The organism is Aureimonas frigidaquae (assembly GCF_001463905.1).
GTDB classification, from domain to species: domain Bacteria; phylum Pseudomonadota; class Alphaproteobacteria; order Rhizobiales; family Rhizobiaceae; genus Aureimonas; species Aureimonas frigidaquae.
In genome coordinates this window covers 153,456-167,280 of the sequence record NZ_BBWR01000018.1, presented here as the reverse complement: position 1 = coordinate 167,280, position 13,825 = coordinate 153,456, and the positions used below count along the sequence as shown (strand labels likewise).

Genomic DNA, 13,825 nt, shown 5'->3' with positions numbered 1-13,825 from the left:
TGTGTTGCGCGCATCGGGCGAAAAGGGTGTCCGGCACTTCGGCGCGCGCTTTGCAAAAGCCAGGCGCAGACGATAAGAAGTCGGCTCGAATTTGATGCCTAATCCTATGTCGTCGGGGCAATGATGCGTCTCTCCCAATACTTCCTTCCCATCCTCAAAGAGACGCCGAAAGAAGCGGAGATCGTTTCGCACCGTCTCATGCTGCGCGCCGGCATGATTCGGCAGCAGGCCGCCGGCCTCTATTCCTGGCTGCCGCTGGGCAAGAAGGTGCTGGACAAGGTTTGCGCCATCATCCGCGAGGAGCAGGACCGGTCGGGCGCCATCGAAATCCTGATGCCGACCATCCAGTCCGCCGATCTCTGGCGCGAAAGCGGCCGCTACGACGATTACGGCAAGGAGATGCTGCGCATCACCGACCGGCACGAGCGTGACCTCCTGTTCGGTCCGACCAACGAGGAGATGGTGACCGACATCTTCCGGTCCTATGTGCGCTCCTACAAGGACCTGCCGCTGAACCTCTATCACATCCAGTGGAAGTTCCGGGACGAGGTGCGGCCCCGCTTCGGGGTGATGCGCTCGCGCGAGTTCCTGATGAAGGACGCCTATTCCTTTGACGTAGACTACGAGCAGTCCAAGACCGCCTATGACCGCATGTTCGTGGCTTATCTGCGCACCTTCGAGCGTTGCGGGCTGAAGGCCATTCCGATGCGCGCCGATACGGGGCCGATCGGCGGCGAGCTTAGCCATGAGTTCATCATCCTGGCCGCGACGGGCGAGAGCGAGGTCTTCTGCCAGCGGGACTATCTCGACATGCGCGTGCCGGCGCAGGATGTCGATTTTTCCGACAGGACGGAGCTGGCCGAGATCGTCACGCAGTGGACGACGCCTTACGCCGCCACCGACGAAATGCACGACGAGGAAGCCTGGAACGCCATTCCGGACGATCAGAAAGTGGCGGCCCGCGGCATCGAGGTCGGCCATATCTTCCATTTCGGCACCAAGTACTCCGCCCCCATGGGCGCCACCGTCACCGGACCGGACGGCCAGGATGCGCCCGTCTATATGGGCTCCTACGGGATCGGGCCGAGCCGGCTGATCGCCGCCATCATCGAGGCATCGCACGATGAGGCGGGGATCATCTGGCCGAAGGGCGTTTCGCCCTTCGATGTCGGCCTGATCAACATGAAGCCCGGCGACACGGATTGCGACACGGCCTGCGAGCGCATCTACCGCGAACTTGGCCGCGCCGGGCTCGATGTCCTCTATGACGATCAGGATACGCGCGCAGGCGCCAAGTTCGCCACGATGGACCTGATCGGCCTGCCGATCCAGGTGATCGTCGGCCCGCGTGGCGCCAAGGCGGGCGAGGTGGAGATCAAGCACCGTGCCACCGGCGAGCGCGAAACGCTGCCGCTCGACAACCTCCTGGCGCGGCTCTCCGCATGACGCGGTCCGCCGATATGGCTGGCCCCGCATCGGCGGCACCGGCGCGCAGGCGCCCCTTTTCGCGCTTCGAATGGATGATCGCAGGGCGATACCTCAAGGCACGGCGGCGCGATGCCGGCGTTTCGGTCATTGCGGGCTTCTCCTTCATCGGCATCATGCTCGGCGTTGCGGCGCTGATCATCGTCATGTCCGTGATGAACGGCTTCCGCGCGGAGCTTTTGACACGCATCCTGGGTGTCAACGGCCATGTCATCCTGATGCCCATCGACAGGCCGCTGGACGATTTCGACGCCGTGGCGCAACGCATCGACGGCGTGAACGGCGTCGCCTTCACCATGCCGCTCGTGCAGGGGCAGGTGCTGGCGAGCGGCGAGGGTTCGGCCGGGACGGGCGCCTTGGTCAAGGGCGTGCGTGAGGCGGACCTGCGCAAGCTCGCGCCGATCGCGGACAATATCCGCTCGGGCTCCCTGGATGATTTCGACGCGGGTGAGGGCGTGGCAATCGGCAGCCGCCTCGCATCCGCGCTCGGCCTGGTGGAGGGGGACCTCATCACCCTCGTCTCGCCCGAGGGGGACGTGACTCCCTTCGGCAATACGCCTCGGGTCAAGGCCTATCCGGTGACGGCCATCTTCGAGATCGGCCTGTCGGAATATGATGCGGCCTATGTCTATATGCCGCTCGGTGAGGCGCAGCTCTTCTTCAACAGCGAGGGCCGGGCCCAGCAGGTCGAGATCTTCGTCGACAATCCCGATGCCGTCGTGTCCCTGCAGGGGCCCATCGAGCAGGCCGCGGGGCGCCCCGCCTACACGGTGACCTGGCAGCAGCAGAATGAAAGCTTCTTCTCCGCCCTGCAGGTGGAGCGCAACGTCATGTTCATCATCCTGACGCTGATCGTGCTGGTGGCGGCGCTCAACATCATTTCCGGCCTGTTCATGCTGGTGAAGGACAAGGGCAGCGCCATCGCCATCCTGCGCACCATGGGGGCGACGCGTGGCGCGATCATGCGGATCTTCCTCATCACCGGCGCCTCGATCGGCGTTGCCGGAACGCTGGCCGGGCTGATCCTCGGCGTCGTCTTCTGCCTCAATATCGAGAATCTGCGCCAGTTCTTCTCCTGGATCTCGGGCACCACGATCTTCAATCCTGAATTCTATTTCCTCAGCCGCCTGCCGGCCCAGGTCGAGGTCGGGGAGGTGATCACCGTGGTCGCCATGGCAGTGGGCATGTCCTTCGTGGCGACGTTGCTGCCGTCCTGGCAGGCCTCGCGGCTCGATCCAGTAGAGGCGTTGCGTTACGAATGAGCGAAACCATGCTCCGGCTGGACTCCGTCCAGCGCCACTATGTCCAGGGCGACAACCGCCTCGTCATCCTGGATAAGACCGATTTCTCCATGGTGCGCGGCGAGATGGTGGCCCTTGTCGCCCCCTCGGGTGCGGGCAAGTCGACGCTCCTGCACATTGCAGGCCTGCTCGAGCGCCCCGACGCCGGAGAGGTCTTCATCGGCGGGCAGCCCTTCGGAAGCCTGTCGGATCCGGAGCGCACCGCGGCGCGCCGCAACGCCATCGGCTTCGTCTACCAGTTCCACCACCTCCTGCCCGAATTCTCGGCCCTCGAAAACGTGATGCTGCCGCAGATGATCGGCGGCCAGAGCCGCGCGGTGGCGGCCGAGCGGGCGCGCGCGCTCCTCGACTATATGCGCCTCGGCAAGCGCGCCGAGCACCGGCCCGCGGAACTGTCGGGCGGCGAGCAGCAGCGTGTCGCCATTGCGCGCGCCGTGTCGAACAATCCCCATGTCCTTCTGGCCGACGAGCCCACCGGCAATCTCGATCCGGAAACGTCGCATTACGTCTTCGATGCGCTGACGGCGCTGGTGCGCCAATCGGGTGTGGCGGCGCTGATCGCCACCCACAATCACGAGCTCGCCAAGCGGATGGACCGCGTGGTCACGCTCCAGCATGGCAAGATCATTCCCTACGACCTCGCCAATAGCTGACGCGGACCCGGCATTGCTCGGGCAAAGGCCCTTGCCGGCAATGACGGGCGAATGATACAGACCTGTCTCATCACATGAGGCAGGGCGGATCGGTGTCGGACAAGAAGCAGCAGATCATCGAAACGGCCTATCGGCTCTTCCGGGCGCATGGCTACCATGCGGTCGGGATCGACCGCATCATTGCAGAGGCGGGGGTCGCGAAGATGACGATGTACCGTCATTTCCCGACCAAGGACGCTTTGATCGTCGCGGCGCTCGCTATGCGACAGAAGCGCTTCGAGGCGGAACTCGACGCGGCCGAGCGCGCCGGCGCGGGGGTCGATAAGGCGTTGGATGCCATCGTCGACTGGTATCGTGATTGGTTCGACAGTCCCGATTTCCATGGCTGCGCCTTCGCCCACGCCCTGGCGGAGTTCGGGGATGCGGCGCATGCCGTCCACCAAGCCGCCGCTGCGCAAAAGGCCGCGTTCCGCCAGCGGCTCGAGGGCATCCTGCGCCGCAGCTTCCCCGCGCCGGCCGCCGGCGACAGGGCGGCAGTGCTGGCCATGCTCTTCGAAGGGGCGGCGTTGCAGGCGCAGATTGTGGGCCCGGAGCGTGCGTCGGACATGCTTCGGCTGGGTGTGTGGTCCATCGTGCCGCCTGGCGACGCGGCATGACCGGGGCCGTCATCGCGCTGGCGCTGTCCGCCGCGCTGGCCCATGCCGTCTGGAACGCCTTCCTGCGCTCGGGCGCAGACCGGCTTTGGGTGGTGACGGTCATGGCGCTGGTCATGGCGGCCATCTCGCTCCCGGTCGCGATCGTCCTGCCGATGCCGGCTGCACCGGCATGGCCTTATCTGGCCGCTTCCGGGGTGTTGCAAGTCATCTACAGCCTGTTCCTCGTCGCGGCCTACCGGCACGGGGATCTCGGCCAAGTCTATCCGATCATCCGGGGGACGGTGCCGATCCTCGTTGCACTTGGCGCCTTCTTCACGGCCGGTGAGCGACTTTCGACCACGACCGTCAGCGGCATGGCGCTGATCGTCCTGGCAATTCTTCTGCTTGGCACCGGGCGCCGGCGTGCCGCGCTGCCGACCCTCATCTGGGCGGTGGCCACCGGCGGTATGATCGCAACCTATGCGACAATCGATGCGCTGGGCGTGCGCCTGTCCGGCGATCCCTTAGCCTATTCGGCCTGGCTCACCCTTCTCTATGCGGCGCTTCTTGTGCCGGTCTACCTCCTGACCAGGGGCAAGCTGCGGATCGACTGGCGGGATCGGGAAAGCCGGAAGGCCGCCGGCGGCGGCGTCATTTCGCTCGGCTCCTATGTCCTCGTCGTTGCGGCGCTGGCGCTGGGGCCCGCCGGGCCGGTCATGGCCCTGCGCGAAACCTCCGTCGTCTTTGCCGCGCTGATCGGCGCGGTCTTCCTACGGGAAGGCCTAGACGCGCGGAGGCTGATCGCCTGTGCGGTTCTGTGCCTCGGCACCATCGTCACGGCCCTGTCCTGACACGCGCCGCCCATGTGGGGGCGCCTACTTCAGATCGACAATCAGCCCTTCCATGCCCGATGCCGCGAGGAGGGCAGTCGAATAGCTCCAGAGCCGTTCGGCCTCAGCGGGATCGGTCGCATGGCGGCGGACGCCGACGAACGGCTCGGCACTCGCTTCGGCACGCGCAGCCACGTCGCAGTCCTCGCAGTAGAGGCCACCGTGGCCACCCGGTTGGGGCGACGTTGCTGCCCATACCGCTGTCGCGGCGCCTTGCTGCGGGGTCTTGAACGTCGGATCTGCCGGGGAACCCGCCCTATCGATCCAGCCAGCCGCCATCATTTCGGCCTGTGAAAGATGCCGTTGTAGCGGGGTGAAGATCTTGCCCGGATGCAGCGAGAAGGCGCGAATACCGGATCGCTGACCCAGACTGTCCAGATGGACTGCAAACAACGCGTTGGCCGTCTTGGACTGACCGTAGGCAAGCCACTTATCGTAGCCGCGCTGGAACTGAATATCGTCCCAGCGGATCGGTGACGTATGGTGGCCGGCAGATGACACGCAAATGACGCGCGCACCGCCTTCGAGAGCAGGCCAGAGCCACGTGGTGAGCGCGAAGTGACCGAGATGATTAATGGCAAACTGCCCCTCCCAGCCCGGCCCGACGCGAATCTCGGGGCTTGCCATGATGCCGGCATTGTTGATCAGGATGTCGATGTGGGCGCCGGTGGAGAGGGTTCGGTCGGCAAAGGACCGCACGCCGTAGAGGTCCGCCGGGTCGAGGCGCTCGACCGTGACGCCTTGGATCCCGGCAGTGGCTTTGCCCGCTGAAGCGCAATCGCGGGATGCGACGATCACGCGTGCGCCGGCTCCGGCCAGCGCCCGCGTCGTCTCCAAACCCAGACCGGAGTGCCCGCCGGTGACGACAGCGAGCTTCCCGTAGAGATCGACCCCGGCGAGCACGTCGCTGGCTGTGGTTTGTGCCCCGAAGGTGGAGCCAAGCGGTTTCTGTCGATCATCCATGCGTCTCTCCTGTGACGTCTCATATTCAGGAGAGGATCGACGCTGGAAGGCGAACGATCCATACGGTAGAGTACGAAATTCCTTCTCGATCGTTCGGATCATTGCCTTGGATCCCTTGTCTGATGTCCTTTCCCTGCTGCGGCCGAAAAGCGCGATCAGCGCCGGCCTCGACGCGGGCGGCGATTGGGCCATCTGCTTTCCGCCGCATGAGGGGATCAAGTTCAATGCCGTTATGAGCGGCTCGTGTTGGGTGAAGGTCGACGGGCAATCGCAGGCACAACGGATCGATGCCGGTGATTGCTTTCTGCTGACGCGTGGAAGACCCTTCCAGTTCGCAACCGATCTCTCGCTGCCGGCGATCGAGTCCCCGGCGATTTACGACAGGGCCGTGGATGGCATTGCCACCTGCAACGGCGGCGGTGACTTCTTCCTGATCGGCGGGCGGTTCTCCTTCGAGGGCGATCACGCGGCTCTGCTTTTCGACGCCCTGCCGGCAATCCTTCATGTTCGCGATGCTTCCGCTCAGGCGGGCGTGCTGCGCTGGGCGCTCGAACAACTTGCCGTCGAACTCAGGACGCAGCGATCCGGCAGCGCTCTGATGGCGGAGCATTTGTCGCAGATCATGTTGCTGCAGGTGCTGCGCCTTTGGCTTGGCGCGCAAGCCGCGGACGCATCTGGCTGGCTGGGCGCCTTGTCGGATCCGCGACTCTTTCGCGTCATGGCAGCGATGCATGCCGAGCCAGGCCGCAAATGGTCCGTGGCCGAACTTGCCAGCATCGCCGGCATGTCGAGAACCAGTTTCGCCGAGCGCTTCCGCAAGGTGGTCGGCAAGACGCCGCTCGACTATCTCATCCAATGGCGCATGAGACTGGCGGCGGACCGTCTGCGACGAACGGGCGAGCGTGTTGGCATCATCGCCGCATCGGTTGGCTACGAGTCCGAGGCGGCCTTCAGCACGACCTTCCGCCGCATGATGGGAAGCTCGCCCGGCCGCTACCGTTCGGCTGCGTCATAAGGACGGGATAGAGATGCGGCGCAAGCTCAGACGTCCGCGCGCACCCCATCGGCGTAGATATGCGCATGCTGCGCGGGAATAACGATGCGCACCTCACCCGCCGGGATCGCCTGCTCGCGCGGCAGCTTGGCCTTGAGGCGGCCGCCGGCGGCCAGCTCGACGTCCAGGACGCGCACATTGCCCTGATCCTGTACGGCGACCACGCGGGCGGGAAGGCCGGCACCGGTCTGGCTGAGCCGTATATGCTCCGGTCGAACTCCGACCGTCAGGGTGCCGTCGACGGGTGCCCGGACATCGCTGCGGATGACCGCATCGCCGATCAGCACCGTGGCGCCTTCCTGCGTGGCGGGCAGGAAATTCATGCCGGGCGAGCCGATGAACGTGCCAACATAGGTGTTGAGCGGGCGCTCGAAAAGCTCCGCCGGCGCGCCGCGCTGGATCACGCGGCCCGCCTGCATGACCAGGATCTCGTCGGCAAAGGTCATCGCCTCGTTCTGATCGTGGGTCACGTAGATGACGGTGTGGCGGGTGCGCTCGTTGGCCTGCTTGATGCGGCGCCGCAGGTCGAACTTCATCTGCGGGTCGATGACGGTGAGGGGCTCGTCCATCAGGAGTGCCGCCACGTCGTCGCGCACCAGGCCGCGCCCGAGCGAGATGAGCTGCTTCTCGTCCGCCGTGAGCGACCGGGCGGAGCGCCCGAGGCGGGCGGTCAGGCCCAGGAGTTCGGCCACCTCCGACACGCGCCGCTCGATGCGCGGCTTGTCCCAGTTCCGGCATTTCAGGGGAAAGGCGAGGTTTCCGAACACGGTCTTGGAGCGGTAGACGACCGGAAACTGGAAGACCTGCGCGATATTGCGGTCTGCGATTGCGGCGCGTGTCACGTCCCGCTCGCCGAGGCGCACCCGCCCGTCGGACGGGAACAGAAGACCGGAGACGATGTTGAGCATCGTCGTCTTCCCGCAGCCGGAGGGGCCGAGCAGGGCGTAGGTCCGGCCGTCCTCGAAGAGGGTATCTGCCGGCTGGAGCGCATAGGTCCGGCCGCCATCATAGGAATGGCCGACGCCGTCGAGATGAATGCGGGCCATCAGTGCTCTCCCTGAGAGGCCGCACCTGGCGCGGCGAGAAGCTGCCCGTCGCCCCGGCTGTCGAAGCAGAACAGGCGGTGCGGCGGAAGGCGGAACGGTACGCTGGCGCCGTTGTGGACGACATGGACGCCCTCGCGCTGGATTGCGACGGGGCCGAAAGGCGCGTCGAGATAGATGAAGCTCTCCGAGCCGGAGATTTCCGCATAGGTGACGCGGCCGGTCATCGCTTCCAGTCCGGCCTCGATCTCACTGGCACGGATGCCGAACCTGTAGCTTCCAGGCGGCAAGCTTCTGAAATGGATGGGTCGGGGCATCCGCGCCGTTCCGAGCATCAGGCCCTCGGCCACGATCTCGCCCTCGATCAGGTTCATGGGCGGATCGTTGACGATGCCGGCGACGAGCGCAGAGGCCGGGCGGTCGAAGACGTCGGCTGGCGTTCCCGCTTGCAGCACGCGGCCTTCGTGCAGGACGATGACATGGTCGCCCAGCATCATGGCCTCGGCCGGCTCGGTCGTGTTGTAGACCGCGATGGTGTCGGTCTGGGCGCCGAGGATGCGCCGAAACTCGTCACGCAGCTGCTCGCGCAGCTTGTAGTCGAGGTTCACCAGCGGCTCGTCGAGGAGAAGGATCGGCGCGTGGCGGACAAGGGCCCGCGCCAGGGCCACGCGCTGCTGCTGGCCGCCCGACAACGCCGATGGCCGCCGCTCCCCGAAGGACCCGAGGCCGACCGTCTCGAGCTGCTTCTGCACCCGGGACCGTACCTCCCCATCGGCCATCCCCTTGCGCCGCAGCGGGAAGGCGACGTTCTCGAAGACGGTGAGATGCGGGTAGTTGATGAACTGCTGATACACCATGGCGACGTTGCGCTTCCAGGCGGGCACCGCCTCGAAGGCTTGACCGTCGAGGCGGATGTGCCCCGAATCCAGCCCTTGCAGCCCGGCGAGGCAGCGCATCAAAGTGGTCTTGCCGGCCGAGGTGCGGCCGATCACCGTGGTCAGGCGGCCGCGTGGAAACTCTGCGCAGATTCCGTTGAGGAAGGGCACACCGCCTTCCGTCAGCTTCAGGTCTTGAAGAACGAGACTCACGGTCGTGATCCTCCTATCGGATCGCGCCGGCAAGCGTGCCGCGCGAGAGAAGCCGTTCGACGAAGAAGGCGATGAGGATGAGTGGCGCGACGGAGATGAGGGCCGAGGCCGACAGGCTCCACCAGGGCGTGACGGACGAGTTCAGCGCCACCACCGCGACGGGGAGCAGCTGCGTTTCGGTGAAGGTCAACGTGAAGGCAAAGAAGAAGTCGTTCCAGCCGAAGATCAGGCAGAACATGCCGGCCACGAGAATGCCGGGCAGCGAGTTCGGCAGGACGACGCGCCGGAATGCCTCGAAGGGAGAGCAGCCGTCGAGCAGGGCCATTTCGTCGATGGCGCGTGGCACGCCGTCGAAGAAGTCCACCATGATCCAGACCGCAATGGGCAGAAGCAGCGCGATGTAGACGAGGATCAGTCCGACCTTGGTGTCGAGAAGGCCCAGGAACTGCAGAAGCAGGAAGAACGGAATCGACAGGACGATCGGCGGCATGATCCGCTGCGAGATGAAGAAGAAGACGAGGTCGGCATTCTTTACGAAGCCGGCCTTGTAGGTGAAGCGCGACAGGCCGTAGGCCGCCAGGGTGCCGAGCACGAGAGAGATGGCCGTCGCGCTCAAGGTGACGATGAGGCTGTCGAGATAGGGCTTGGCGATGTCGATCCCGCCGGCCCCGCCGAACAGCGACCGCCATCCGGCGAGCGATGGCTCGTATTGCAGGTAGGGAATGTAGGTCGGGCCACCGGTCACGCCGTTGGCGGTCTTGAAGGAGGTCGTCAGCGCCCAGAGGAGCGGGGTGACGACGAAGGCGCCCCACAGGACGACGAGAACGTATTTGAGCGCCTTCATGCCGTCTTCCCCCCGACGAATACACGCACCAACAGCTTGGCGATGATCGTGAGCAAGACGATCATGATGACGAGATAGGTGATGGAGAGCGCCGCCGCGTAGCCGATCTGGAAATCGCGAAGGCCCCGGATGTAGATGTAGTAGCCGGTGGTTTCCGTGGCCGTGCCCGGGCCACCGGAGGTCAGCACGTAGACCGTTTCCATCAGCTTCGACGCCTCGATGAGGCGGATGATGATGGCGCCGATCGAGACGGGGGCGAGAAGCGGGAAGGTGACGTTGAAGAAAGTGCGGATCGGCCCCGCCCCGTCGATGGCCGCCGCCAGGAAGGGCTCGCGCGGGAGCGAGATGAGCCCGGCCAGCATGAGAAGGAACATGAACGGCGTCCACTGCCAGATCTCGACCAGCATGACCGAGGCGACAGCCCAGCCTGGCGAGGTGAGCCATGGATAGGGGCCGAGGCCGATGAAGCCGAGGAGGTCGTTGGCGGGTCCTAGCGACTCGTGGAAGATCGTGCGCCAGATCACCGACATGATGACCGGCGTCGTCATCATCGGGATCAGGAACAGGACCCGCCACAGGCGGCGGTAGCGGATGTCGCGCCAGACGAGGAGCGCCAGCCCAAAGCCCAGCACATACTGGACCAGCACCGTGCCGACGGCCATCAGCGACAGGCGGCCGAGCGACTGCCAGAAGCGCGCATCGGCGAAGACGCCGGCATAGTTGCGCACCCCCGCCCAATCGAGCCCCGGCACGATCGCATCCCAGCCCGACAGCGAGACCCGGATGGTGAAGGCCAGCGGAAACAGGATGATGGCAAGAAGGACCAGAAGGCCCGGCAGGAGAAAAGCAAGCTTGTAGGGGCGGAATTCGCGCTGCTGCATGACGACAGGGCTCCGATGCGCGGCGAGGGAAGCCGGGGCCGGCCACGGCCGGCCCCGGTCGGGCTGAAACGCTCTTCGGCCTCAGCGGCCGCGATCTTCCAGCGCCACGACGTTGGCATAGGCCTCGCGGACGCGGTCCGGCCCGATCCGCTCGACGATCTCCGTCCACTGCGCCGCGACGCCGTCGAGCGCCTCCTGCGGCGTGCGCTGGCCGGCCATGGCTTCGGCGACGCCGTTGGCGAGCGTCGACATGAACTGGTTCACGCCGGGCACGCGCAGGTCGAAGACGCGGTTGTTGGACTGGTCCATGCCCGACAGGGTGTCGACATAGGTCTTAGCCGTGTTCGCATCCCAGCCCAGCTTGTCCTGCCAGAAGGCCGGGTCGAAATGGGTGGTGCGATAGGGATTGACGCCGAAGCGGCCGATCTGGAGATCGAGCTGCGTGTTGGCCTCGTTGGAGAAGAAGCACAGGAAGTCGAAGGCCATGTCCTGGTTCGGCGAAGCCTTGGAAACCGCGGACGTCCAGCCCCAGGTGATATAGGGAGGCGCGTTCGGCGTCTCGAACGTATCCCAGGTGTTGGTATCGCGGTTCCAGACCTGCGTGGAGCCGGGCAGCGGCGCGGCCGCGACCTTGTTGCGGATCGGGCTGGAGGCCTCCTGCGCCTGGATGAAGGCGTCGTCCCAGGAATAGCTCATCAGCGTCTGGCCGCCGCCGAAGGAGAAGATCTCGTCGCCGAGGCCGAAATTGGTGCCGCCGGGCGGGAAAGCCTTTTGCGCGTCGATGAACATCTCCAGCGCCTTGACGAAGCCCGGATTGTTGATCTGCGGCTCCATCGTGTCGAGCTTGAAGAAGTAGCCGCCCTTTACGTTGGGGTTCTTGGTATAGGCGGCGGCACGGCTGATGAAGGCCGAAAACATCAGGTCGTCACGCTTGGTCACTTCGGCCGAGCCGAACTGGCCGCGCCCATCCTTGCCCCAGTCCCAGCCGGTGAAGAACTTGGCGACCGCGTTGTACTCTTCCCAGGTGCGCGGCACGCGCAGGTCCTGGCCGGTCTCGGCCTTGAACCGCTGCTGGTATTCCGGGTTGTCGAATATGTCGGATCGGTACTTGAGGTAATGCCGGTCACCGTCCACCGGATACTGGATCATCTGGTCGCCCCAGGTGGCGACGTCGCGGTAGTTCTGCGTCACCTCCTTCATCCCCGACACCTCCTGATAGGCGGCCGGCACGGGCTGCAGGTAGCTCTGGACGTCACCGATCCAAAGCGAGGGGTAGAACATCACGTCATAGGCGGCCTGGCGCGTCTGGAACGGGATCATCAGGCGCTGGTAGAGATCGCCGAAGGGAATGTGGACGACATCCACCTGCGCGCCGGTCAATTCTTGGAACTGTTTGGCGTGCAGGTCGGTCGGCTCGCCGATCACCGGCACCGCGTGGGTGATGACCCGCAGCGTCTTGCCGGAATAATCCTTGGCGTCGATCGCCGCGTAGGAGCAGGCGCCCGGAACATCCGGCGCCGAGCCGTACTGCGCGTAGTCGCCATAGGCTTTGTAGTCGATGTCTGCGGCAAAGGCCGGGACAGCGATCGCCAGCGCGCAGGCCGACGTCATCCAGATTGCATGCCGTTTCATGTGGGTCTCCTCCCGAAGATCGTCGCGCCCCTCCGGCGCAGTAGGGTCAGGCAACACGGCGCGGGGCTCCCGGCCCGCGCCGATCCGGCATCAGGGGATCAGCACGGCGCGGCCGTGGATCTTGCCGGCATTAAGGTCCTGCAGGGCCTGGTTGGCGTCGGCGAGCCGGTACTCCACCGTCGCAAGGTTCACGAGGCCGCGGTCGGCGAGCGCCATGAGCTCGACAAGCTCGGCCCAGGTGCCCACGAGATTGCCGATGATGCTCTTCTCGGCGATCACCAGATCGACGGTGGGCACCACGATGTCCTCGCCGTAGCCGACGACGTAGTAGGAGCCGGCGCCCCTTGTCATGGCGAGGCCCATCCTGGTCGTGCCCTTTTCGCCGACGAAGTCGATCACGGCCTCCGCACCGTTGCCGCCCGTCAGCTGCAGAACGGCCTCGACCTCGTTGCCATCGGCCTTCACCAGATGGTCTGCGCCCATGCGGCGGGCGAGTTCGAGCGAGGCGTCGGACTTGTCGACCACCACGACGTCGGCGGCGCACATGGCTTTCAGGCACTGGATGCCGATATGACCGAGGCCACCGGCGCCGATCACCACGCAGGTCTCTCCCGGCAGGAGGTGGCGCGTCGCCTTTTTCACTGCGCGATAGGCCGTCAGGCCCGCGTCGGAATAGGGCGCGACGTCCTTCGGCGCCAGGGTCCTGGGCAGGGGGACGATGTTGCGGTCGGAGGTGCAGAGGTACTCGGCATATCCGCCGTCGCAGTCGAGGCCCGGGAACTTGCCGGGCGCGTGCATGTCCATGCCGCGGCGGCAGGCAAGGCACGTGCCGCCGGAGATCTTCGGGTGGACGATCACCGGATCGCCGACCTTCACATTCTCGACCTCCTTGCCGACCGCCTCGACCCAGCCGGCATTCTCGTGGCCCATGATGAAGGGGAGAAGCTGGTCGGCGTTCGGGTCCATGTGCGGGCGCCAGACGCCCTCGATGATGTGGAGATCGGTGCGGCAGACGCCTGCGCCGCCGATCCGGACGATCACGTCGTTGGCTTTGGTGATTGTGGGATCGGGGACCTCCTCGTAGCTCAACCAGTCGGCGGCTGTGAGATGATCGTCATATGCCTTCAGGACCTGTGCTTTCATGCCTACTCCTCCCGTCTCGGACACAAGCGGAACCGGTGTCTGCCAACCCCTTCTGCAACTGCCGTGCCAAGTGGCTAAACCATTGATGAACATGGGTTTCCTTGCTGACCGGCGCTCGGGGGACAATGCCCAGTCGCTGGACGTTGTCCGCATCGATATGTCCAGTTTCTGGTCATTGCAGCCGCCCGCGCAGGATGTAGTCTGAGCGTGACC

At 65.3% G+C, this 13,825-nt stretch carries 13 protein-coding genes; 6 read left to right on the top strand and 7 right to left on the bottom strand.

Features of this window, described 5'->3' with window-relative positions; translation table 11 throughout:
• Positions 1-123: 123 nt before the first annotated feature.
• From proS to AUL30_RS17845, 5 genes are all read left to right on the top strand, one after another.
• Entirely contained in the window at positions 124-1,446 is a 1,323-nt protein-coding gene (proS, locus tag AUL30_RS17865) for a proline--tRNA ligase (protein ID WP_062229331.1), read from the top strand.
• 14 nt (positions 1,447-1,460) lie between these two features.
• On the top strand, positions 1,461-2,747 hold the full coding sequence (locus AUL30_RS17860) for a lipoprotein-releasing ABC transporter permease subunit (protein ID WP_157070296.1): 1,287 nt from the start codon (positions 1,461-1,463) through the stop codon (positions 2,745-2,747).
• Positions 2,744-3,439, top strand: a complete 696-nt coding sequence (locus tag AUL30_RS17855) for an ABC transporter ATP-binding protein (RefSeq protein WP_062229257.1) — start codon at positions 2,744-2,746, stop codon at positions 3,437-3,439. Before AUL30_RS17860 ends, AUL30_RS17855 begins: the two co-directional genes overlap by 4 nt.
• Positions 3,440-3,531: 92 nt before the next feature.
• On the top strand, positions 3,532-4,095 hold the full coding sequence (locus AUL30_RS17850) for a TetR/AcrR family transcriptional regulator (RefSeq protein ID WP_192843085.1): 564 nt from the start codon (positions 3,532-3,534) through the stop codon (positions 4,093-4,095).
• Positions 4,092-4,925: a DMT family transporter gene (locus AUL30_RS17845; RefSeq protein ID WP_062229255.1), complete on the top strand. Its 834-nt coding sequence runs from the start codon at positions 4,092-4,094 to the stop codon at positions 4,923-4,925. The genes AUL30_RS17850 and AUL30_RS17845 overlap by 4 nt, the downstream gene beginning before the upstream one ends.
• A 24-nt stretch (positions 4,926-4,949) precedes the next feature.
• Here the strand turns inward: AUL30_RS17845 and AUL30_RS17840 are convergent, their stop codons facing one another.
• Complete coding sequence (locus AUL30_RS17840) at positions 4,950-5,927, bottom strand: SDR family NAD(P)-dependent oxidoreductase (RefSeq protein ID WP_062229254.1); 978 nt, start codon at positions 5,925-5,927, stop codon at positions 4,950-4,952.
• Between AUL30_RS17840 and AUL30_RS17835 the strand changes: the two genes are divergently transcribed.
• The gene (locus AUL30_RS17835) at positions 5,926-6,942 is read left to right on the top strand and encodes an AraC family transcriptional regulator (RefSeq protein WP_083508054.1); all 1,017 of its coding nucleotides are present in this window, start codon (positions 5,926-5,928) and stop codon (positions 6,940-6,942) included. The genes AUL30_RS17840 and AUL30_RS17835 overlap by 2 nt on opposite strands.
• 26 nt (positions 6,943-6,968) lie before the next feature.
• Here AUL30_RS17835 and AUL30_RS17830 read toward each other — a convergent pair whose 3' ends face one another.
• From AUL30_RS17830 to AUL30_RS17805, 6 genes are all read right to left on the bottom strand, one after another.
• On the bottom strand, positions 6,969-8,027 hold the full coding sequence (locus AUL30_RS17830; protein WP_062229252.1) for an ABC transporter ATP-binding protein: 1,059 nt from the start codon (positions 8,025-8,027) through the stop codon (positions 6,969-6,971).
• The gene (locus tag AUL30_RS17825; RefSeq protein ID WP_062229251.1) at positions 8,027-9,112 is read right to left on the bottom strand and encodes an ABC transporter ATP-binding protein; all 1,086 of its coding nucleotides are present in this window, start codon (positions 9,110-9,112) and stop codon (positions 8,027-8,029) included. Before AUL30_RS17825 ends, AUL30_RS17830 begins: the two co-directional genes overlap by 1 nt.
• 13 nt (positions 9,113-9,125) lie before the next feature.
• Entirely contained in the window at positions 9,126-9,956 is an 831-nt protein-coding gene (locus AUL30_RS17820; RefSeq protein ID WP_062229250.1) for a carbohydrate ABC transporter permease, read from the bottom strand.
• On the bottom strand, positions 9,953-10,837 hold the full coding sequence (locus AUL30_RS17815) for a carbohydrate ABC transporter permease (RefSeq protein WP_062229249.1): 885 nt from the start codon (positions 10,835-10,837) through the stop codon (positions 9,953-9,955). The genes AUL30_RS17820 and AUL30_RS17815 overlap by 4 nt, the downstream gene beginning before the upstream one ends.
• A gap of 81 nt (positions 10,838-10,918) precedes the next feature.
• Positions 10,919-12,469 carry an extracellular solute-binding protein gene (locus tag AUL30_RS17810; RefSeq protein WP_062229248.1) on the bottom strand — a complete coding sequence of 517 codons (1,551 nt, stop codon included), beginning with the start codon at positions 12,467-12,469 and terminating at the stop codon, positions 10,919-10,921.
• Between the two features lie 90 nt (positions 12,470-12,559).
• Complete coding sequence (locus AUL30_RS17805) at positions 12,560-13,612, bottom strand: NAD(P)-dependent alcohol dehydrogenase (RefSeq protein ID WP_062229247.1); 1,053 nt, start codon at positions 13,610-13,612, stop codon at positions 12,560-12,562.
• Positions 13,613-13,825: the final 213 nt, after the last annotated feature.